Origin of the sequence: Moorella glycerini, from assembly GCF_009735625.1 — a bacterium.
Taxonomy (GTDB): Bacteria; Bacillota; DSM-521; order Neomoorellales; family Neomoorellaceae; genus Neomoorella; species Neomoorella glycerini.
In genome coordinates this window covers 2,048,726-2,069,825 of sequence record NZ_CP046244.1, presented here as the reverse complement: position 1 = coordinate 2,069,825, position 21,100 = coordinate 2,048,726, and the positions used below count along the sequence as shown (strand labels likewise).

At 51.8% G+C, this 21,100-nt stretch carries 23 protein-coding genes, 1 pseudogene and 1 riboswitch; all 24 genes and pseudogenes read right to left on the bottom strand.

Translation table 11 applies throughout. The features are described 5' to 3' along the window. Positions 1–198: 198 nt before the first annotated feature. Positions 199–1,221: a dTDP-glucose 4,6-dehydratase gene (gene rfbB / locus MGLY_RS10225; protein WP_156273554.1), complete on the bottom strand. Its 1,023-nt coding sequence runs from the start codon at positions 1,219–1,221 to the stop codon at positions 199–201. Beyond that, positions 1,215–2,069 carry a dTDP-4-dehydrorhamnose reductase gene (gene rfbD, locus MGLY_RS10220; RefSeq protein ID WP_156273552.1) on the bottom strand — a complete coding sequence of 285 codons (855 nt, stop codon included), beginning with the start codon at positions 2,067–2,069 and terminating at the stop codon, positions 1,215–1,217. The genes rfbB and rfbD overlap by 7 nt, the downstream gene beginning before the upstream one ends. A 17-nt stretch (positions 2,070–2,086) precedes the next feature. Next, the gene (locus MGLY_RS10215) at positions 2,087–2,548 is read right to left on the bottom strand and encodes a dTDP-4-dehydrorhamnose 3,5-epimerase family protein (protein ID WP_062283315.1); all 462 of its coding nucleotides are present in this window, start codon (positions 2,546–2,548) and stop codon (positions 2,087–2,089) included. A gap of 25 nt (positions 2,549–2,573) precedes the next feature. After that, positions 2,574–3,641 (bottom strand): glucose-1-phosphate thymidylyltransferase, encoded by a 1,068-nt coding sequence (locus MGLY_RS10210; RefSeq protein WP_156273550.1) that lies wholly within the window; start codon positions 3,639–3,641, stop codon positions 2,574–2,576. 20 nt (positions 3,642–3,661) lie between these two features. After that, on the bottom strand, positions 3,662–4,009 hold the full coding sequence (locus MGLY_RS10205; RefSeq protein ID WP_156273548.1) for a pepsin/retropepsin-like aspartic protease family protein: 348 nt from the start codon (positions 4,007–4,009) through the stop codon (positions 3,662–3,664). Further along, entirely contained in the window at positions 4,002–4,259 is a 258-nt protein-coding gene (locus MGLY_RS10200; protein ID WP_246187304.1) for a hypothetical protein, read from the bottom strand. The genes MGLY_RS10205 and MGLY_RS10200 overlap by 8 nt, the downstream gene beginning before the upstream one ends. A 148-nt stretch (positions 4,260–4,407) precedes the next feature. Continuing rightward, positions 4,408–4,920 (bottom strand): winged helix-turn-helix transcriptional regulator, encoded by a 513-nt coding sequence (locus MGLY_RS10195; protein ID WP_156273544.1) that lies wholly within the window; start codon positions 4,918–4,920, stop codon positions 4,408–4,410. 411 nt (positions 4,921–5,331) lie between these two features. Beyond that, positions 5,332–7,683 carry an ATP-binding protein gene (locus MGLY_RS10190; protein ID WP_156273542.1) on the bottom strand — a complete coding sequence of 784 codons (2,352 nt, stop codon included), beginning with the start codon at positions 7,681–7,683 and terminating at the stop codon, positions 5,332–5,334. 5 nt (positions 7,684–7,688) lie between these two features. Further along, positions 7,689–8,339 carry a hypothetical protein gene (locus MGLY_RS10185; RefSeq protein ID WP_156273540.1) on the bottom strand — a complete coding sequence of 217 codons (651 nt, stop codon included), beginning with the start codon at positions 8,337–8,339 and terminating at the stop codon, positions 7,689–7,691. A gap of 17 nt (positions 8,340–8,356) precedes the next feature. Further along, entirely contained in the window at positions 8,357–10,270 is a 1,914-nt protein-coding gene (locus MGLY_RS10180; RefSeq protein WP_156273538.1) for an SIR2 family NAD-dependent protein deacylase, read from the bottom strand. Positions 10,271–10,332: 62 nt separating this feature from the next. Beyond that, positions 10,333–10,812, bottom strand: coding sequence for a hypothetical protein (locus MGLY_RS10175; protein WP_156273536.1), 480 nt, complete (start codon positions 10,810–10,812; stop codon positions 10,333–10,335). Between the two features lie 4 nt (positions 10,813–10,816). Beyond that, positions 10,817–11,698: a hypothetical protein gene (locus MGLY_RS10170; protein ID WP_156273534.1), complete on the bottom strand. Its 882-nt coding sequence runs from the start codon at positions 11,696–11,698 to the stop codon at positions 10,817–10,819. Between the two features lie 85 nt (positions 11,699–11,783). Beyond that, positions 11,784–12,669, bottom strand: a pseudogene (locus tag MGLY_RS10165) (glucose-1-phosphate thymidylyltransferase); the annotation flags it as partial. A gap of 85 nt (positions 12,670–12,754) precedes the next feature. Continuing rightward, positions 12,755–13,105, bottom strand: coding sequence for a DUF1515 family protein (locus MGLY_RS10160; RefSeq protein WP_156273532.1), 351 nt, complete (start codon positions 13,103–13,105; stop codon positions 12,755–12,757). Between the two features lie 172 nt (positions 13,106–13,277). Further along, the gene (locus MGLY_RS10155) at positions 13,278–13,628 is read right to left on the bottom strand and encodes a hypothetical protein (RefSeq protein WP_156273530.1); all 351 of its coding nucleotides are present in this window, start codon (positions 13,626–13,628) and stop codon (positions 13,278–13,280) included. Positions 13,629–13,767: 139 nt separating this feature from the next. Beyond that, the gene (locus MGLY_RS10150; RefSeq protein ID WP_156273528.1) at positions 13,768–13,980 is read right to left on the bottom strand and encodes a winged helix-turn-helix domain-containing protein; all 213 of its coding nucleotides are present in this window, start codon (positions 13,978–13,980) and stop codon (positions 13,768–13,770) included. A gap of 95 nt (positions 13,981–14,075) precedes the next feature. Next, the gene (locus tag MGLY_RS18820) at positions 14,076–14,219 is read right to left on the bottom strand and encodes a DUF433 domain-containing protein (protein WP_422880112.1); all 144 of its coding nucleotides are present in this window, start codon (positions 14,217–14,219) and stop codon (positions 14,076–14,078) included. Between the two features lie 20 nt (positions 14,220–14,239). Then, on the bottom strand, positions 14,240–14,629 hold the full coding sequence (locus tag MGLY_RS10140; protein ID WP_156273526.1) for a toxin-antitoxin system TumE family protein: 390 nt from the start codon (positions 14,627–14,629) through the stop codon (positions 14,240–14,242). Next, positions 14,619–14,927, bottom strand: coding sequence for a hypothetical protein (locus tag MGLY_RS10135; protein WP_156273524.1), 309 nt, complete (start codon positions 14,925–14,927; stop codon positions 14,619–14,621). The genes MGLY_RS10140 and MGLY_RS10135 overlap by 11 nt, the downstream gene beginning before the upstream one ends. Before the next feature lie 368 nt (positions 14,928–15,295). After that, positions 15,296–15,496, bottom strand: coding sequence for a hypothetical protein (locus MGLY_RS10130; protein WP_156273522.1), 201 nt, complete (start codon positions 15,494–15,496; stop codon positions 15,296–15,298). A 34-nt stretch (positions 15,497–15,530) separates the two neighbouring features. Next, positions 15,531–15,614: riboswitch (cyclic di-GMP riboswitch) on the bottom strand. 52 nt (positions 15,615–15,666) lie between these two features. Then, positions 15,667–16,467, bottom strand: coding sequence for a tyrosine-protein phosphatase (locus tag MGLY_RS10125; protein WP_156273520.1), 801 nt, complete (start codon positions 16,465–16,467; stop codon positions 15,667–15,669). Continuing rightward, a complete protein-coding gene (locus tag MGLY_RS10120) occupies positions 16,451–17,161 on the bottom strand; it encodes a CpsD/CapB family tyrosine-protein kinase (protein WP_156273518.1) in 711 nt (236 codons plus the stop codon). The genes MGLY_RS10125 and MGLY_RS10120 overlap by 17 nt, the downstream gene beginning before the upstream one ends. Before the next feature lie 15 nt (positions 17,162–17,176). After that, positions 17,177–18,436, bottom strand: a complete 1,260-nt coding sequence (locus MGLY_RS10115) for a GumC family protein (protein WP_170291020.1) — start codon at positions 18,434–18,436, stop codon at positions 17,177–17,179. Between the two features lie 93 nt (positions 18,437–18,529). After that, positions 18,530–21,013, bottom strand: coding sequence for an O-antigen ligase family protein (locus tag MGLY_RS10110; RefSeq protein ID WP_156273514.1), 2,484 nt, complete (start codon positions 21,011–21,013; stop codon positions 18,530–18,532). Positions 21,014–21,100 lie beyond the last annotated feature (87 nt).

The following is a 21,100-nucleotide window of genomic DNA, read 5'->3' as shown; positions in this document are numbered from 1 at the left end:
CTTAGTTTTAACTCTGTATATCTGATGAACATTCAGTTAGAATTGTCTAGTAACAATATAGTCTTGGGTTATCATATTTCCTCTTTTTGCAATCCGCAAAGACCTTTTCAACAAAAAGCAAGTTCTTACCCCTCTTACAGGCAAGATAAACTATAGCTAATCTTCTCGCACCGTTATACGTGCCTTGCTTATCCATTATTAACTAGTCAGGGATCTATACCATTTCTCCGCATACTCCCGGTACTCGCCGCTTTTCACCCGTTCCCACCATGGCCGGTGCTCTATGTACCATGTAATGAGATCCTTCAGGCCGGAGGTGAAGTCCACCTGGGGCTGCCAGGATAAGGCGGCCTCTATTTTTGACGGCTCTATAGCATACCTGCGATCATGCCCCGGCCGGTCTTTAACGAAGGTGATGAGGCTCGCGGGTTTATTCATGAGCCGGAGAATAGTTTTTACGATATCCAGGTTGGTGTGTTCGTTATTGGCGCCGATGTTATAAACCTCCCCCGCCTGCCCTTTTTGCAAAACCAGGTCCAGGGCGCGGCAGTGGTCCTCGACGTGGATCCAGTCCCGCACGTTCTGGCCGTCGCCGTAGACGGGGATGGGTTTATCCGCCAGGGCGTTCAGGATGATGGTCGGGATGAACTTCTCCGGGTGCTGGTAGGGGCCGTAGTTGTTGCTGCAGCGGGTGATGACCACCGGCAGGCCGTAGGTGACGAAGTAGGCCCGGCACATGAGGTCGGCGGCGGCTTTGCTGGCCGAGTAGGGGCTGTTGGGCCGGATGGGGCTTTCTTCGGTAAAGGGCGGGTCGTCCGGCTGAAGCGAGCCGTAGACCTCATCGGTGGATACCTGGAGGAACTTCGCGATGCCGCGCTGCCGGGCGGCCTCCAGCAGCACCTGGGTGCCCTTGACGTTGGTCTCGATAAAGGGCGCCGGGTCCAGGATGCTGCGGTCCACATGGGACTCGGCGGCCAGGTTGGCGACGAGATCGAATTTTTCCTCCCGGAAAAGACGGTCGACCAGCTCCCGGTCGGCTATGTCGCCGCGGACAAAGCGGCAGCGGGGGTTATCCTCTACGTCCTTCAGGTTTTCCAAGTTGCCGGCGTAGGTCAGCTTGTCCAGGTTGACTATGTACCAGTCGGGATGCTCTTTTAATATGTGCCGGATAAAGTTGGAGCCGATAAAGCCGGCGCCGCCGGTGACTAACAGCTTTACCAATCCGTGTTTCTCCTCTCAGCAAAGTAGCGCATCAATGCGTCCTGCCAGGTCGGCAGGAGGTAGCCTATGGTTTCTTTTAACGGAAAAGGATCCAGCACCGAATAAGCCGGGCGCCGGGCCGGGCGCGGGAATGCGGCGGTAGTAACGGGTTTAATGTTTGTCTTAACACCTGCCGCGGCCAGGATTTCCCGCGCAAAATGATACCAGGTGGTGGCTCCCTGGTTGGTGATATGGTACACGCCGTAGCAGCCGCTTGCCACCAGGCATACAAGTGCGCGGGCCAGGTCTGTTGTATAAGTGGGACAGCCCCACTGGTCGTCGACTACGGTGAGTGTTTCCTTTTCCCGGGCCAGTTTCAGGATGGTTTCGACAAAGTTCGGGCCGCCGGGGCCGAAGAGCCAGGAAGTGCGAACGAGATAGTAGCGGGGGGCGATGGTTTCTAGAAAACGCTCTCCCAGGTACTTGCTGCGGCCGTAGGCGTTAATGGGATGCCTCTCGTCATAAATGCCCCGGGGCTCATTTTTTTGCCCGTCGAAGACGTAATCGGTGCTGATTTGGACCAGCACGGCACCTGTCTCTTTACAGGCCAGGGCCAGATTTCTCACGCCTAGGGCGTTGACCCGTACGGCCGCCTCGTAATCGGTCTCGGCCTGGTCGACTTTGGTGTAGGCGGCGCAGTTTATTATGACTTCCGGGGTGTATTCTGCCAGGGCCTGCTTGACTGCTGCCAGGTCGGTTATGTCCAGCCGGGCATGACTTAGAGCCGTAACCGTGTGGTTACGGCCCTGGAATTCCCGGGTCACGGCCTGGCCCAGCATGCCCCCGGCTCCGGTTACCAGGATATGCATCCGGCCTGTCGCTCCTTTTACCCGTGCTTTACCTCCCAGGAGTAGGGGATGGCCGGGTCGTTGTAGGGCCGGCGGTACTCGTCCGGCTGCTGGTAGTTGTAGAGCTCGGTGGGGAAATTGACGATTAAAGCCGTCTCCGGCCCTTCGGCGGTGAAGCCGTGGTAGACCAGGGGCGGGATTTTTAAGAGCACCGGATTTAAGTAGCCGATGTGAAACTCATTGACCAGCCCCCTGGTGGGGCTGCCTTCCCGATCATCGTAGAGGACCACCCGGGCCATGCCGCTGACGCAGACAAAATGGTCCCACTGCAGTTTATGGTAGTGCCAGGCTTTGATGACGCCGGGGTAGCAGGCGGTGATATAGGCCTGGCCGAACTGCATGAATTCTTCCCAGTCGCGGCGCAGCATCTCCATGAGGTAACCCCGGCTGTCGGGGATGAGCCGCAGTTGCCGCAATTTTACGCCGTCGATAAGTTCCATAATTCTATCCTTCTTTCTTTCCGGTTTAAACAGCGACCTCCGCGTCGTCCCCCAGGAAGAGGCGCAGGGCCTGGCGGCCGTCGCCGGCGCGACGGACGCGGGTGTTGCGGCCGATGAGGCTGTCCTCAATGCGGGGAATGTCGCTTAAAATACACCCTTCCAGGACCACGGAGTGCTCCAGGCCTACCCTGGTTAAGGTGCTGCCGTCGCCGATGGCCGTGAAGGGGCCGATGAAGCAGTCTTCCAGGGTCACGCCTTTGCCGATGACCGCCGGCCCGCGGATGGTGGTGTTCTTTACCTTGCTGCCGGGGCCGATGGCGACCCTGCCGGCGATATGGCTCCCGGCGTCGACTTCTCCTTCGATGGCGGTGCGGGCGTAGGCGTCCAGGACGGCCCGGTTGGCTTCCAGGATGTCGTCTTTCTTACCGGTGTCCAGCCACCAGCCTTCTACCCGGCGGGCCAGGACCCGGCCGCCGGACTGGAGGAGCTCCTGGATGGCGTCGGTGATCTCCAGCTCGCCCCGCCAGGAGGGGCGGATATTGGCTATGGCGCGGTGGATGGCCGGGGTGAAGAGGTAAATGCCTACCAGGGCCAGGTTGCTGGGCGGGTCTTTGGGCTTTTCAATGAGGCGGGTCACCCGGCCTTCCCCGTCCAGGACAGCGACGCCGAAGGCCCTGGGATCGGGAACTTCCTTCAGTAGGATGGCAGCGTCGGCGGTTTCTTTTTGGAAGGCCTCTACCAGGCCGGTCACGCCGTCCTGGATGAGGTTGTCCCCCAGGAACATGAGGAAGGGCTCGTCCTTGAGAAAATCGCGGGCCGTAAGTACCGCATGGGCCAGCCCCAGCGGTTTTTCCTGGAGTATGTACGTTACCTGCGCGCCGAAGCGGCTGCCGTCGCCCACGGCCTGGCGCACGCTCTCCCCTGTCTCCGGGGAGATGATGATGCCGATGTCCCTTATCCCAGCCTGGACGACCTGCTCGATGACGAAAAAAAGAATGGGCCGGTTGGCCACGGGGATGAGCTGTTTAGTTGTCGTATAAGTGAGGGGGCGCAGGCGGGTGCCCTTGCCGCCGGAAAGGATGAGGCCTTTCATGGTCGATTTCACCTGAACTTTCAGTCGTTATAAATAATAACTTGCCGGCCACGGTCAAATATCAGGCGCAAATGATCGATTACTGCTCTTCCAATGAGAATTTCATTACCCAAACAGGTAATACGCGCCATAAGAGTAAATCCTATATCCGGGATCACAATGGTGCCAATGTATTCTGCTGCTGCAACCAGGGCTCCATCGGCCACTTCCCAATTGCTGATAAAAGCCGGGGAACCAATCTTTTCAACATAATTTTCTGGTAACACGATATAACCTTCAAAGCCGGTATCTATATATGCATGGACATTTTCTTTATATTTGCCGACAGAAATTGATAAATCTATATATGGATATTCATAGCTATGCACTGGTAATCCTCCACTTGCCAGTTGCCTTGAAGCCTATCTTATAGAAGGCAAAACGGCCGGGACCGAATTCTTCTATTGCTTTCTGGGCTACCTGGACATCATTAGGATCAATTATGACTTTGCCTTCTTCGGAAATAGCAACGAACTTCCCTTTGTGTTCTTTTTCTAAAGGTCGCCCATATTTTTCGTAAAGTTCTGCGTTCCGTTTTGCTAGATCTTGTAGAGCCGGCTTTATCGTGTTTCGAGGCATAAGGGACATTCCTCCCTGAACAAGGCTGGTAGTTCTCTTTTCAGATCCCTGGCGTCCCCGGATAACTGTTCATTAGGAACGCGGGATATTCGGATGCCATTATATGTTATTCTGAGTGCCTAATAATTTCTTCTTGCTACCCAATTCCCTACAACCGGTCGATTATATTTACCCCTTCTACCCCCTGCGGCGGCTGGTATTCTTCCCCGGCCTGCCAAGTGATTACCAGGGTGTTGCCGTCCAGGCCTGCCAGGTCGGCAGCGCAAGAAGCGGTGGTGTGCTTTATATGCAAATTCCCGGCGGCTATTTTAAGGATCTCCAGCACTTCGTCGTGGGGGCCGTAGAAGATTATTTGTTCCACCGGCTCCGGCCTCTCCGCCACTACTTCTTCCAGCACCCGGCCGGTTTTGACGATCTGCCGGTAGGTGCTTTGCATGTACTGGTAGGCGAGCCGGGTTTTCTCCGCCATGCCCTGGGGCGTGAGGATGTAGCGCAGGCTGCGGCCGTTGACCTTCTCCAGCTTAACCAGGCCTTTACGCACCATTTTCTTCAGGACCAAGTTGACCCCGCCGACGGAAAGGCCGGTACGGTGGGCGATGTCGCGCTGGGTGAGGTTGTCGCTTTTCTGCAAGCAGTCCAGGACTGCGTACTGGCTGTCCATGCCGGCTGCTCCGTTGGTCGTTATTTCGACAAAACTTATGCTTATCCTATGAACAAATAATACCAGTACCAGCCAGTTACGTCAATAGTGGCAACGCCGCCCCGGATAAGGTTACCCCTCCAGGAAGATGAGAAAGAGCTGCCGTCGCCCAACGCCTGGCTCACGCTCTCGCATCTCTACCGTTCCATTGATATGAAGAACTTTTGAGTTCCTTATAAAAATGCTTTATCTATCATTGCCCTGGGAGAAATAATTCTTTTACAGGCTGTAGTGCTTCATGCCCGCTACATATAAGTTTATCATGAACAATGATAACAGCAACTATTAACATGAGCGATGAAAAAACAAAGTAAACTTGTAAAGATAGATTTAGTCCCGGTGAATTGGACTACATGTATTTCGTTATTTCCCTCATTCTATCAATAATTGCTTTAGTAGTCGCCCAAAATACTCGCGTGCCTCTTTTGAGGCCGCCAGAGCAGGATCTACACTGTATGAATCAATTTTCGGTCCTGATTCCGGTTCCCACTCACTAAAATTTAAGATATGCATTTTCCTTCCTTCAGGGGGGATTAGAAAATCAATCAAACGGTGGGTTAAGTCTTCATGATGACTCACAATAAAAATCTGTCGGCGTGGAAAGGCCGGGTTAAAGTCGCATTCTCCGGCACCATAAGCAATCTGCCGCAGCAGGGTGGCCTCGCGCGGTAATTGAGCCATATCTAAAGCCGTGGTGGTGTCATCCAGACCGATAATATTATGGGGAATAAGCTTATCAAGGGCAATGTTTAAACTTAAAAGGAGAGCCAGCGCCAACTGGGCTTTTTGTCCCGTAGATAATGCACCAAGCGGCCTGCGATCATTTGTCACTATATTCCAAGTTGCTACCCTGTTTCTGCCACTCCCACTATTTTTTTGCCCCCTTTCAAAACTGACGGGATACAGCCCTTTGACGGTGCGGAACCTGGAAAATACCTGGTTAACGAGATCAGCTAATCTTTCTACTTCTTTTTCCGGTAATTCAAGGACCTTCTCCATTAAAGATTCGCGTTTGGAACTCTCGGCCTGCAAGGCCGTCCGTACAGCTTCAAAAAGTTTCACTGCCGTATTATATCCCTCGGTACCCTTAAGCCTTTCTTCCCGCTTCTTATTTAAGTCTTCCACCTGAAGCCAATGTTGAATAGCTTGATGTACTGAAGCTATTACCTGCCCAGGGCTGGGTGGTGAAGTAGTTACTCCCTCGGGGGTGTCGCTCAAAAAAGAAAGTAGCGTTTCTTTTGACAGCTTCCCCTGGCTAGATTGCCTAGCCTTAGCAATAATATTTGCTACTTCGACTGATTTGGCTGTTAATTCCCAAATTCTTTTTGAGGCTGCAATAATTTCATGCTTTAATTGATACTCCTGCTCTCTTCCCGCAATGAATTGGCGTAGTCTGGTGATTTCCTCCTGTATCCGTGTTTGCCAGGCAGCAAAAATTTCATCTAGCCCCTCCTCTTCGTAGTAAAAAGTTTTTAATATAGTTCTAAGCCATTCTATAACACATTTCGGGGGGGCAAATTCATTATTCACCAGGGGGGTACTGGCCCAGTTTTCCCCGTATCTTCGAAATGCTGCCAAGATTTCCGCTAATCCCGGCCCGTCCGGATTCCGGTAATACTGGACCAGCATATTCAAAGATTTCTCTTTTTCTTGCAGTACCTTGATCTCTTTTTGTAGTTCCTCTAGCTTCTTTTCTTCTTCCGCAAGCATTTCCTGCTCCAAAATGGAGCCTGCCTCGGGAAGAGAGGCTAATAGCATTCTTATTTGATACCTGTCCTGGAATCGTGAAGCGATATTTCTTTCGATATCACGCAGCAGCAGATCAATACGGCGAAGGGATTCTTCTGGTTCAGCGTTCTCCGGCAAAGGTTCAAGCCCTGGTGTAGGTAATAAAGCTAAACACTCATTGGCTAGATTGCGCAATTCCCCTTCCCATCCGTGCCGAAGATTTTTCCCGGAGATGAGAAGAAGCCAGTCAGCCGAGCGTTTCGGCAGAGGTATTTGCATCAGGTTTGTAATTGAAGACAACTTTGTCCAAGCGTCTGTAAAAATTGCTGCCGTTTCCCTTCGTTGCCGGCTGATTTCATCTTCACCCGGGATACCTGGGAAGCTAAAAAGTTTCTTTTCTTCCTCCTCAAGCCTTTTTAAAGCATTTTTTATTTGCTTTTGCACTTCATCAAGTTCACGCGGGACAGGGGCTATAAATTCCCGAAGAGTAACTTTTGCATCTTCTTCATCAAAAAGACACCCTAGAAGATCCTGGTAAAAAAAGCTTGCCCGGGCAACAATTTCAGGTTTAATATCGACCGGCCATGTGAAGCCAGTAATTTGGATGGGATTTTTAGGGTAGTTTTTAGGTATTGTTAGGTTGATAGGCCTTTCTTCCTGCTTCCCATTTCCGTGGGAGACAAGCATCTGGGCATTAATAATAGAACTTCCTACCGGTTCTCCATTTTTTAAAAAAAGAAGTGTGTCTGAGCCCCGGTAATAATGGCCTGTTAATAATAAGCAAAGAGCCTCAATGAAGCTCGTTTTGCCGAAACCGTTTGGACCGGTAAGAAGAATTATATCCGCGTCTACATTCAGGTTGTTTAATTGCCTTATACCGCGGAAATTATCAATCGACAAGGACTTGATCCTTATAATTCGTTCCTTTACATCGTCAGTTTCCTCAAGTACCCAATCGTTATCTCCAGAAAATAAATTTTCGTTTACTAATTTCATCGTTTTCAACTCCCCTTCATTTGCTCGCTGACGTCTTGCAAGCGGTTTTCAAGCCATTGAATAATTGCGGCTCCCGTCGGCTTTTTTCCTTTCCAGGCCATAATAATAGCATCCAGCAAGCTCCCATGCTCTGAGGTAAAAGATCTGTTCCGTCGTTCTTCTTCTAGTCTGGCAAGGTACTCTTCCAGGGTTAATGGGCGAAGCCTTTTGATATCCGCCCATACCATCGCAGCACTGGATAGAAACCGGAAAATCATACCTTCTGCGGTTTCGGGACCTTCAATAGAAACGGGGAGAAGGGAAAAATCGCCCCGGTGCCAATCTTGATCGGCGGCCCAGCGATTAATGATATCTATTCTTTCACTGGCAGTTTCAACAATACCTATTACTGGCAGAGCAAACCCAAATTTCTCGGCATAGGCTCCTATCAACCGCAACAAGCGACCAATTATCAACTTTAATGCATCCGCTTCGAGGGAACTTGCTGTATCCCAATACAGGTGTACGGCGATAGCTACATCAGTAGCATAAATATCTTTAAGGCCAGGGAAGTCATGAAAATTTATTAAATCGCGTTCGGTAGCGGCTTCCCTGAGCAAAGCCTTTTTACCTTCTTCATCCAGGGGAACAAGCCAATTTCCAAGTTTGTTTTGCACTAATTAAACCCCCTATTTTAGATAGGTTTCACCCGATCGCGCCGGGACAAATGTGGACGGGCTTCATCATACAACAAGACTACTTTCTTTAAATTCTCACAAAAAATACTCCGCAATTTGTTGATATTGGCGGACGCAACATAGGCATTGCGAAATAATTCCCTTAAAGGTATCTGATATACCGAAGAAATATACATTTGCTTGCATCTTTTACATCTATTATCTGTACTGGAAATTTTAATTCGCTGGCGCCGTGGTTTCTCTCGCAGGCCCTCAGATATAATTATTTGAACGATATTTCTTTGTTTAAAGTCATCTGGTAAATCTACCAATTCCTGATTCTGAAAGGCCCTTTCGGGATGGGCAATGAGTGCTTTTACCTTGTGATTATTGCTAAAAAAGGTTATGCTCAACAATTCTTTTTCCGTAGATACTTTTGCTGCAATCTCCTGCTCTCCTCCGTTCTCCCCTACAGCCAGAAAAATAAGAAGCAGTAAAAAAGGGATAAGGAATGGTTCGTCTTTAAGTGAGGCATACCATCCTGCAGGCGGTTTACCTTTATACTTTGCATACCAAACCAGACGCGCAAGTGTCATAACATTATTATTTTCTTTTTTAAGACTTAGTATTGCAGGGAAAGCGCCGAAAGGTTTATCTCCGGGAACAAACCATTCTAACATCTGCTGAAAAATTATTTCGGCAGCAGGGAAAATCCCGGATAGGTAAGCAACTGCTATCGAATCACGACTGCAATAACGTATTAATAGTTTTTTGAAAATTCCCTGGAATATACGCTCCCAGAAGAGATCCGCACGTAGTTTTGTATCTAGTTCATTATTTTCTCCCACAAAAAAGGATAAATCGACAGCGGTAAATGCGTTTTTAAAATAAACTTCCTCGATGGTTGGGGAATTAGAATGAGCTTGAATATAAGCATAAAGAATTTGAAGCTGGTTAAAAGAAAGATGATCATCATATGCAGCAATATAGGGCGCGTTGGGGCGTTCCCACCAATATAGGTTCCCGTTACCTCCGGCTTCCGTCGGTGGATTAATCATTTGAAACTCTTCCACAACCTGGAGGGCTGTATGCCTTACCTGGGGTTCATCGCTCCCAAAACCGGAAAATATAATTGTACGTGAACGCAGGCGGTCGCGGAAAAAATCACGCGCCCAATGTCGTTCACGCCAATCCTGAAGCTGGCGTTCGGTTAAAAGTATATTCTCCTCTTTCCCTGATAAATTCAACAAATTCCTGGCACAGCCATTGATTTTATAAATTTTCAAGCATGACATCCGGTTCTCTATAAAAGACTTTGTGGCTTTTTCTCTATAATCCTCAAGGTTGGCTATAACAACAGCCGGGCTCTTGTTTTTATCATCGTAAGGAACGGGAAAAGTATCGGCGTAAGCCCGCTCCATACAGGTATCATAATTTGTAGTAATAACCTCATCAATAAGCCCTTCGCGAGCCAGAAATGCTATATAATAGTGAGCCGGGCACGGGATCATTTTGACCAGTTTCTCGATTTCCAGAACTTCCCGTACTAAAGCACGCTGGCCATAATCTCCGTGCAACCAGATATATGTTTCACATAGTTGTCCTAATGAAAGGGTTTCACACTTTGGTGGTTTATATTTCTTAGATTCGGCACCATTAACGCAAGACTTGCTGGTCACTTTAGAACAATTTTCGTAATTACAGCACCAGGCGTACCACTGTTTCCCATTCTCAAGCTCCTTTATTTTTGAGCAAATTGCTTCAATCAGTTTATTCTTCCATGTTTTGACCTTTGCCACATCACTATAACCATCCTCACATTCGGCGTCATTTGAAACACCAGCCCCAAGGAAGGGGACGACTTTGTTATCTAGAAACCTGCTCAGCAATCGTTCAAATTTTTCTTTAGTTCTATTGCTGGTAGCAAGCATCTAAAAACCGCCCCTTACTTCAAAAATTAAATAAGCTAAGAAAAAAAACGTAAGGTTTACCTTCATCTCTTTTTTTCATTATGCAATCTTGAGGCAAGGAAAGTCATTACTTCCAAGATTTTGAACATACCATGAAGAATGTCATGAATTGTGAATAGGCTAAGTATAATGATAGTAACCTGTACTAATTCGTAAACATTAACTGATAGAAGTGACAGCTCACTAATCTTGGACCAGCGTACTTGCGCCAGTATTGATGTGCCGAGAGTAATTACAAAAAAATAAAAAACAAATAATGTATCCTCTTTTAGTTCATTGATTAATGATGTCAAGTCGTATAAATTCCTAGCCTTTCCTTTTATAATCCGCGGCGTTACTTGGTTTAACTTTTCCAAGATGCGTTCAATTACCGGCGTGATTAAGGAAACTACAGCAATGACCAATCCAAGCAATATGCCAAAATATGTTAATATAAATTCAGTGTTTGTTAATAAAAAATTGCTATTAGCAGGCACATTATGTAGTATAACAACGGCCAACAAACTACTACCGCCTATCGCCAGGAATAGCCTGGCTCTGGCCCTCATTGTCCGGCTCTTCGTCGTACTCCGCTCTATCCGCTTCTCTAACAGCTTGAACAATCCTTTCAGGCTCTTCAAGTTCCAAGTCTGAAAATAATTGGATACTTCTCTTATACTCCCTACTACTAACGGTAACTGGCGAGGTTTCACCACTTCGCCTTATCTTTGCGTCCCAGGAACCACCACCACCAGAGGCATAATCAGCAAGGCTTCCTATGTTTAGCGAATCTTTTTCAATATGCAATTGCCCATTCTCATTTTCAAATTTGAGCTCTAGAGATGTGTTATTTATACTCTCCTTAACTTTTCTTAAGAGATTGCTTGCTTCTTCAGAGAAACCCCAAAGATTGGGCGTCTTAAGGTGAAACCTTACATAGAATACCGCTTCCGCCTCCTTAATACACTTCCAAAATTGTTGGATGGAGGTAATATCGTTTATAGAAATCTCAAAAGGCGCAGCACCTATAACTCCGACGAGAAAACTATGAAACGAGTTTTTTGCTTGATCAATATTCCGGAAGACGGTAGTCTTTTTCTGTAACATTATTATTTGATGGTGTTTATCAATCACTATGTAAATGTATGGATAGTTGGTTTCAATAATACTCTCGATATCCTTTTCCCCTGGCGTATGCCTTTTAAGGTTAAGCCCTCTAGCAAACTTACAAAGAAAAGTACCTGTATCGAGTACACGGGTTAAGTAAAGCAAGAAATTTGTTTCTCTGACCATATACTCAATCTTACCATCTTTCTCCAACTTACTGAAAAATTGTTGAGAAAGTAAAGATTTGACATCGGTAACCCCTTCTCCATTCGAACTACCAAAATTTAATTTTAGCTGCTGCATTGGATGTACGAAATAGCGAAAAAAATAATAGCTAGATTTATTCAACTATTCCTCACGCCTTATTATGGATATATTATGATAATACATTACTTATGGCCGTGAAGGGGCCGATGAAGCAGTCTTCCAGGGTCACGCCTTTGCCGATGACAGCTGGCCCGCGGATGGTGGTGTTCTTTACCTTGCTGCCGGGGCCGATGGCGACTCTGCCGGCGATATGGCTCCCGGCGTCGACTTCTCCTTCGATGGAGGTGCGGTCGTAGGCGTCCAGGACGGCCCGGTTGGCTTCCAGGATGTCGTCTTTCTTACCGGTATCCAGCCACCAGCCTTCTACCCGCCGGGCCAGAACCCGGCCGCCGGACTGGAGGAGCTCCTGGATGGCATCGGTGATCTCCAGTTCGCCCCGCCAGGAGGGGCGGATGCTGGCTATGGCGCGGTGGATGGCCGGGGTGAAGAGGTAAATGCCTACCAGGGCCAGGTTGCTGGGCGGGTCTTTGGGCTTTTCAATGAGGCGGGTCACCCGGCCTTCCCCGTCCAGGACGGCGACGCCGAAGGCCCTGGGATCGGGAACTTCCTTCAGCAGGATGGCGGCGTCGGCGGTTTCTTTCTGGAAGGCCTCTACCAGGCTGGTAACGCCGTCCTGGATGAGGTTGTCCCCCAAGAACATGAGGAAGGGTCGTCCATAAGAAAATCGCGGGCCGTAAGTACCGCGTGGGCCAGCCCCAGCGGCTTTTCCTGGAGTATGTACGTTACCTGCGCGCCGAAGCGGCTGCCGTCGCCCACCGCCTGGCGCACGCTCTCCCCTGTCTCCAGGGAGATAATGATGCCGATATCCCTTATCCCGGCCTGGACGACCTGCTCGATGACGAAAAACAAAATGGGCCGGTTGCCACGGGAATGAGCTGCTTGGTAGTGGTATATGTAAGTGGGCGCAGGCGGGTGCCCTTGCCCCCGGAGAGGATGAGGCCTTTCATGGTTTAGTCTCCCGATATCGCCTTTATTATCCAGTATTGCGTGTCATTAAAACGGTTTCTTGAACGCCTTGCATAAACCCGACCTTCACTTTAGCAGAACAGTAACAACCATTGCAGCTATACCCAGGATCGTAGCTATAGCCATCCCTATTATCCAGCGGCGGGTCTCCTCGTTATCCGAACGTATAGCCTGCATGTCGGCCCTGATGGTCTGAACCTCTGCGTGCCGCTGATTATCGCGGTCGCGTATTTCACCAAGGGTCTGGCTCACCATAGCGGCAATACGCTCCTCGGTAGCCTGCAGCGATTGCTTGATTTCGCCGATATCACGGTCCAGCTTATCGAGATATTTCTCCTGCCAGTCCACCTGCGTCTCCCCTTCCCGGGTAACGGCTGTTTCATTAATTGACTGCGCCGTTTGGACAATTCTTTGCATTAGTTCGTTTCTTAGATTCTCCTGTGTCTCAGAAACTCTTGGTACGAATACAATCTTATCGAGGAATGCCTCTTTTATGATATTCCCAATGGGCAGTCCAGCATCACTGACGGTAATGTCACGGGGCGTTTGTTCAAAAGTAGTCTGATCTCCGCCGGGGAATTGGATTATGTTATTTTTCTGAATCAATAGCTTTTTTCCCCCCTATTATAGTTTGGGTGGCAGCTATTACATCAGAGGCCCGTTCGGAGATAAGTTTATTAAGCATATCCCGTATACGTATCAGATGTGGCCAAGACACAACCACGCGGCTAACGATACGCCCATTCGGCATATACTGGACGCCAGGAATAGGGGGCTTAGTTTCTGTTCGGTTTGCTGCCTCGGCTTCTGGATATCGTTGAATAAAGGTCAGAATAACTCTTTCCGCGTTAGCGTCAACTCTTATAATATCGGCAAACTCTAATCGCATGGCGTGCTCGTCCGCATACATTGCCAGGTTGGCGTCTTTTTGTTCTTCCACCCGCTAACCCTCCCCTCAACAAAGAATCTAAAAGAGCATACTAAAAAGCCCTCTGCTTAAATAGTTCTACTACCGCCAGTAATTAATACCATTTTATGTAACTATGAGTGTCTATTATTTTTTTCCTACTCCCTAATCCCTACAATCGGGGGATTATATTCACCACTTCTATCCCCGGCGGCGGCTGGTATTCTTCCCCGGCCTGCCAGGTGATTACCAGGATGCTGCGGCCGTCTATACCGGCCAGGTCTGCAGCGCAGGAAGCGGAAAGGCCGGTGTAACGGGCGATGTCGCGCTGGGTGAGCTTGTCGTTTCTTTGCAGGCAGTCCAGGACTGCGTAATGGCTATCCATACCGGCTGCTCCATTATATTTATTTCGACATATCTTATGCTTACTTTATGAACAATAATACCAGCATATGTTAGGAACGTCAGTGGATTACAAGGTTAATTTTGTATAATGGCTGCGTAGCGCAGTGCCGCCAGAATGTCTTCTTTTTTGAGGTCGTATTCTGCCATAATTTCTTCATAAGTAAGGCCGCCGGCTATTTTGCCTACGATAAGTTCAACCGGTACGCGCGTGCCCTTTATTACCGGCTTGCCCCCTTTGATTAACGGGTTGACAAGTATAGCTTTTTAAGCTCCTTTAAAAATGCTCTACCTGTAATTTCCCTGGAAGAAATAATCTTTCCTGAACTGCCATCATGGCAGTGATGTGGAAAATTCTTAAGTGAACGATGATGGGGGGCATTATCCCAGCGCTTTAACAAAGTGCCTTCTGCATTTTGTAAATGAAAACTATAGTTAATAGTTTTTATTCGATTGTTCTCCCTGACAACATATTCAAACATCTCCGCTATATCACCATTTATAAGATTTAGACGTAGACGCATGTAACCAAAATCTTCACTAATAAATTCATCACGAACTTGAAATTCCTGGATAATATCCAGCGTAACTATTATTAAACGTAATTGCAAAAAATATTGTTCAGGAGTCATCGTCAAGATACCTCATTTGCTTTCTTATACGCTGCTCCATATCGATAAGACTGGCCCATTTTATATAATCAACATCATCACCTAGAAGGCCTGCGTGATATTTATCCTTAAATTCATTAGAATTTATTTGGTAAGTCTGTTCTAATCTCTTTAGTTCATACTGGATACTACTTAGCCTTTTGACTAATTCCTGTTTCTTGGTCTTCATAAGTTTATTAATGGTTGTATCGAGTAATCTATCGCTACCGAAGACCTGAACCAGTCCCTCTAAACGCTTCAATCTTTCCAGGGTAGACATCTTCTTTGAGCACGCCTCCTCAAATGCTAATACCACTATATGTTATTCTGAGTGCCTGATAATTTCTTCTTATTGCCCAATCCTTACAACCTGTTCATTATATTTACCGCGCATTAATATCAACCCCTTTTAAGTCATTATACCATCTTTGCCACCTGCACTCTATATTTGAATCCGACCAATGAGTTAACGAAAGGAGCAAAAAATTTATCACCTCTTGTTAGTCAGTGGGCGCATGCGGGTGCCCTTGCTGCCGGAGAGGTTAGCCATCAAGTCACTGCCAGTTTGAGAGTCTTTTATGTTTCCCAGGGATTTTCCTTCTTTTTTCATCATTCGTTGCTATTCGACACGATGGAAAATTTTTCTGCTTATCGTCGTACCTGCATGCATTTGCGGGCAAAGTTGATCTGTTCGACCAGGCGGGCTTTAATTTTCTCCTGGTCTTCCAAAGACAACTGGTTAATCTTTTTGTTGCCGGCAATGCCGGCAATGATTTCTTTGATCTGGAATTCATAATAACCCAGGCGGCGGAGTTCGTTACATAAAGCCCGGATCTCTTCCCCGGCCATTGTGCCTGCCCCCTTGTTTGGAACAAGATGAAGCCTGGCAGTAGGCCGGGTTCACTACTGGCTCCGCTCCCCGCAAGTGACCAGGTACACGGGGAGCTTCCTCGCCTCCTACCATATATTAGTTATACTCTACGTAACGCCATTTTCCTTCACCCCTAAGGGTGATTTTTTCATCTCTGGCTTTTTCTGCTACTCCAGGGCCACTGCCAGCGGCGCCGGGGCAACTCGCGGGCTGCGGCTGCTTCGGGCAGGGCCGTCCCCTTGAGGAGAGCCAGCGGGTTGCCGGTCAATATCGCCGCGGCCGCTTCCCGGCTGGCGCGGCGCTCAACCACCCGGGCCGCCTCCTCCAGGCCGGCCGGGCGGCGGTGGGAGTGGGCGTCGGAACCCAGCAGGTGGACCAGCCCCCCGGCCAGCAGCTTCCCGGCTGTTTTCCGGGCACTGCCGCCGTACCTGCCGGTGAGGCTGGGCCCATTGACCTGGACCAGCATACCGCGGTTAACCGCCTCTGCCACCCATTCCGGGCGGCGCTGGACGCCAGCGCAGCGCTCCGGGTGGGCGATGATGGGCGTGAGGCCGGCCAGGCGCAGCTCAAAAAGGACTTGATCCGCCCAGGGCGGCAGCTCCTGCAGGGGCAGCTCCACCAGCAAATAGCGGCCGCTGTCGCCCCAGGTAATAACCTTGCTCTGGCGGGCCAGTTGCGGCAGCTCCGGCACCAGGTAGGCTTCACAGCCAGGGTAAACATCTATCCCTATACTATCCGCTGCCAGGCGGCTGCGGAATTCGGCAGCCAGTTCCCGGATGCGGGACGGTTCGGGTGTAAAAGCCCCGGGCAGGTAATGGGGCGTCACCACCAGGGCCCTGGTACCCTCCCGGTAAGCTGCTGCGGCCAGGGCCAGTGCTTCCTCCCAGGTGGCGGCGCCGTCGTCCAGGCCCGGCAGGAGATGGCAGTGGCTGTCAATCAAGGGTCTCATCCTGCCCGGCGCTGTCGGAATAATAATAGTAGTAATAGTAGTAGCTGTTGCCGTTGGGCTGGATGCCGTTTAAGATGGCTCCCAGCAGCCGCACACCGGTCCGGGCCAGGAGTTCCCTGGCTTCCAGGAGCATGTCGGTCCGGGTAACCCCGGCCCGGGCGACTAGCAGGGCTCCATCCACCTGCTGCGCCAGGACGGCGGCGTCGGTAACGGCCAGGGCCGGCGGGGTGTCGAGGAGGACGTAATCAAAGCCGGCCGCCAGCCCGGACAGCAGGCCCTTCATCCTTTCCGAACCCAGGAGTTCGGCCGGGTTGGGCGGCAGCGGGCCGGTCGTCAGCACGCCCAGGCCTTCGACGGAAGTGGCCTGGATTAATTCCTCAGGATTTATCTCCTCGACCAGGGCGTTGGTCAGGCCGCGGCTGTTGTCCAGCTCAAAGGCTTTATGCTGGGACGGCCGGCGCAGGTCGCAGTCCACCAGCAGTACCTGGCTGCCCCCCTGGGCCAGGACTACCGCCAGGTTGGATATGGTTGTGGATTTGCCTTCACCGGGGCCGGCGCTGGTGACCAGCAGGGTGCGGACGGGCTGGTCGACGGCTGCAAAAGAAAGATTGGTCCGCAAGGTGCGGTAAGCTTCAGCCATGGGCGATTTGGGATGCTTGCCGGCTACCAGCATGGGTTTGGAGATTTTAGCCATAATTTCCCTTCCTCTTTAACGGCGGCGCTTGCGGGTCATCTGGGGCACGGTGCCCAGGACGGGCAGCCCCAGCAGGCTTTCCAGCTGCTCCGGGTCTTTGACCGTATTGTCCAGGTACTCCAGCAGGAAGGCCAGGAAAACGGCAATCATTAGTCCCAGGACACCGGCCACGGCCATATTCAGGCGCTTGTTGGGTTTTACCGGTGCGGTAGGGACCATGGCGGCCCCTACCGGGACCAGGGCCGTGCCGCCTAAATTGATGGAGCTGGCAATGCTGGTCTCGGTAATCTTCTGGGCGAGCAGGCTGCTGGCTTCTTCCAGCTGCTTCACCTGGCGCTGCAGGCGGTCCTGCTCGGTCTTCTTGGCCGTGAGGTCGGCCTGCAGGCCTTCCAGGTCTTTTTGCAGTTGGGCGATAACCTGCTTGAGGCCGCTGATCTGGGCCTCTTTGTCAGCCAGGGCGGCATCTTTGGCGGCAATATCCTCCTGGAGCCGGGTGTAAACGGGGTTGACCGTTTCAACTTCCCCCACCGGCCCGGCTGCCACTTCTTCTTTACCGGCGGTCAGAAGGGGCTGCTTGACCGTCACTTTGGGCGGCGTCTGGGCCAGGCGCGCTTCCAGGCTGGCTTTGGCGGCGCGTAACTGCTCTGTCTCCACCCCGGCCAGCTGGAGCTGCGACTGGTACAGGGCCAGGTCTTCCATGCGTTTAGCGTTTTGTTTCTCCAGGAGCTCGACGCCGTTGGGTTTGGCGTTGAATTCCTTTAATGCCGCGGCGGCTTTGGCCAGATCGGCGTCGACCTTTTGCTTCTGCTGCTGCAGGAATTCCACCGCTTTGGCCATCTGCTGCTGGTTGTTCTCGGTAATGAACTGCAGGAATTCATCGCGCAGGGTATTGGCAATGCGCGCCGCCAACTGCGGGTCGGTGTTGCGGACGTAGATCTCGATTAGATTGGTGTCTTTAATGGCTTTGACGGTGATCAAGTTGGCCAGGCCGGCAGGCGTGTAAGACTGGGGGTCCAGCCCCAGCTTGTTGATCACCCGCTGCAGCAGGGCCGGCGTGGTAAGCTGGGCCACGTAAGTATTCACGGTCATCAGCGGCAGGCGGGATACCGTGTTGATGACGTCCTGGATATCCTGCTCGCGGTTCCCGGCCGGGGCTTTTTCATCCCGCTGCTGGGTTACCATGAGGACGGCTTTAGTCTCGTATAGGGGCGGGATGACAAAGTAGCTCAACACAGCGCTGGTCAATATCGCCACGATGGTCAAGCCGGTAATCAAGGACCCCATTTATGCAAAACTTTCAGGTACTGGCGCAGGTCGATTTCGGCAAGCATGTCTTCCCCGGCCGGTGCCGGAATTTTCGCCATGGGGCTATCCCTTCCTTTCCTGCAGCTTCTGGTATTCCTCCCTGGCGGCAGGGTAATCTTGCATAATTTTTTCTGCCTGGTTGGGGGCGCCGCTCCTGGCCAGGGCGGCCGCCAGCCAGGGCGCCGCCTTTTCCCTCAAGCCCCCATCCTGCCAGGCTGACCGGAGGGCTGTTACCGCCCCCTCCCAATCGCCCAGGAGGTATAACGCTTGCCCACTGATAAAATGCAAGGCCGGGGTCACAGTGAATCTGGGGCCTTGCCACGGGTAAGGGCCGGATACGATTTTTTGCTCCCTGGCAGCAACCCTGGCCGGTAGTTCCCGCGCCTTTGCCAGGTACGGCAGGGCTTCTTTTTGCAAGCCAAAGCGTTCCAGGTAGCCGGCCGCTCCCAGGTACATTTGCCCCAGGCCTTCGTAAGCCCCGATATCCCAGGGATTAGCCGCGATAACGGCTTCCGCCTCCGCCACGGCCTCATTTATATAACCCTGGAGAAAGTAAACCTGGGCCAGGGTGGCGCGAATGCGGGGGTTATAAGGCTCGCGGCGGGCCGCTAAAGCAGCCTGGCTGCGCGCCGCGGCCTGCAGCGCCTCGTCATTGCGGCTGAGCCCCAGGGCTGTATTTACCTGGGCCAGGTCGGCCAGATAAGAGGCCAGGAAAGGATCCAGCCTGTGGGCCTGCTCGTAGAGGACTCTGGCCCGGTCGAGATCGCCGGCCTGCATGGCGCGGGCGGCGTCAGCGCCGGTAACCCCGGCGCGGTAAAAGGCATTTGCCGGTATAAAGAGGGCTGCTGCTATGATTATACCGGCCAGGGAAGAAACTACCGGCCGCGCCAGCAATTTATCCAAGCGCCTGTTCAGGGTCGACAGGTACTCTCCCGGATGCCGCCGCCAGGAGCCGTGTCTTTCCTTCCAGCCAGGACCCCGCTCCCCGGGCGGCTCTGTCCCGCGGCCCCCTTCCCATCCGTTAACCCCTGCCCCGGCAGCCGGGGTGGACGCCCGCACCAGGGCCAGGGTAGCCCACAGGGTCAGGGCTACCGCCGGCAGGGAGAGGTCGAAGTCAAAAAAGCCGTGGGCGGCCAGGGCCAGGGCCGCCGTACCGGCGCCCCAGGTAGCGGGCCAGGGGTCGCCGGCCTCTTCCCCGGCGTCCTCATCCCGCTCCCGGTAGAGGCGATAAAGGCGGCCAAACATGGTCACAAACAGGGCCAGGAAGGCGCCCAGGCCCGGGAGGCCCGCTTCCACGCCGACCTGGAGAAAATGGTTATGTACTTCGGTAGTAAAGTACTGGTAGGGCTGGTAGCGGTGGTAAAGGGCGTTCCAGCCACCGCCGCCCGTACCTGTCAGGGGATGGTCTTTGATGATTTTTAAAGCGTCGCGGTAATACTGTAATCGCTGCTGGAAGCTGGGTTCATAACCGCTGATGGTACCGGCCCGCGCCGCCACCTGCCCGGGGACAAAACCCTGGGCCGCCTGCGGGAAGGCCTGGGCAGCGTAATATGTATAAGCGGCTACAGCCAGGCCAAGGTAGATCATGGCACCCAGGGCCAGGAAGCGGCGCACCCTTGCTTCGGCCCGCCCGGCCAGGTAATTTGACGCGCTGTAAACAATTGCATGGACGACAATTACGGCCAGGACACCGGCCAGGAGCAGCTTCATGGCGTAGACCTGCTGCCCGGCCAGGACGGCCGGTAAGAAGCGGCGGCTGATGACCAGGGCCGCCCCCAGGTTCACCATCAAGGCGTAAAGGCAGCGGTTGCGGTAGGCCCGGGGTAGGAGAAGGAGCAGTGCCAGGTGGATCAGGGGGAAGAGAACCCACCCGCCCCGCGACTGGCTGCCCAGGATGACCACCGCGCCCAGGTAATAACCTAGACCATAAATAACCAGGTCGGCCAAACGCCAGCGCCTGCCCTGGAGAATAAGGCCGATAACGCCCGTGGCCAGCAGGTAGGCCGCGCCGGTATTTTTATACTGGAAAGTAGAATACAGGGCATTGTTGACGACGGCCCCGGGAAAATGGATATATCCGGTAGCGGCGCCCAGGCTGACGGCGGCGACGGCGACACCGGCCCAGTAAATGAAGGCCAGGGCACGGGTAAGGCAGCGCCCGGCAGCCAGGCGGGAGAGCATGAGGTAGAGCAGGAAATACATCAATACTTCCAGGAGGCCGCCTACAGCATCGGGCCGGCTCACGGCGCCGGATAAAGAGAGAATATATGTCACCAGGAATACCAGGGCCGCCGTGTCCATTGCTTCCCAATTTAGAGCCCGGCTGCGGGTAATCACCCTGTCGGCCACCCACAGGGCAAATACTACCGCTACCACCATTTCCATCAGCAAACGCTCCGGGCGGAAGAAAAGACCGCGCAGGAGCGGCGAGATCATCAGGATCAAGGCCAGGCCCGGCCAGATAAAAACCCGCAGGTTTAAGTAGAGCAAAGGGCGGCTTTCTACCCGTTTTGCGGTTTTAGCTGTTTTAGTTACAATACCCGGCATGAATTGATAAATTTCCTCCCATAAATAACATTATTCGCCATATGCTGCTTATTTCCTGCCAACATTATCCTGGCCCAAAAAAATTTG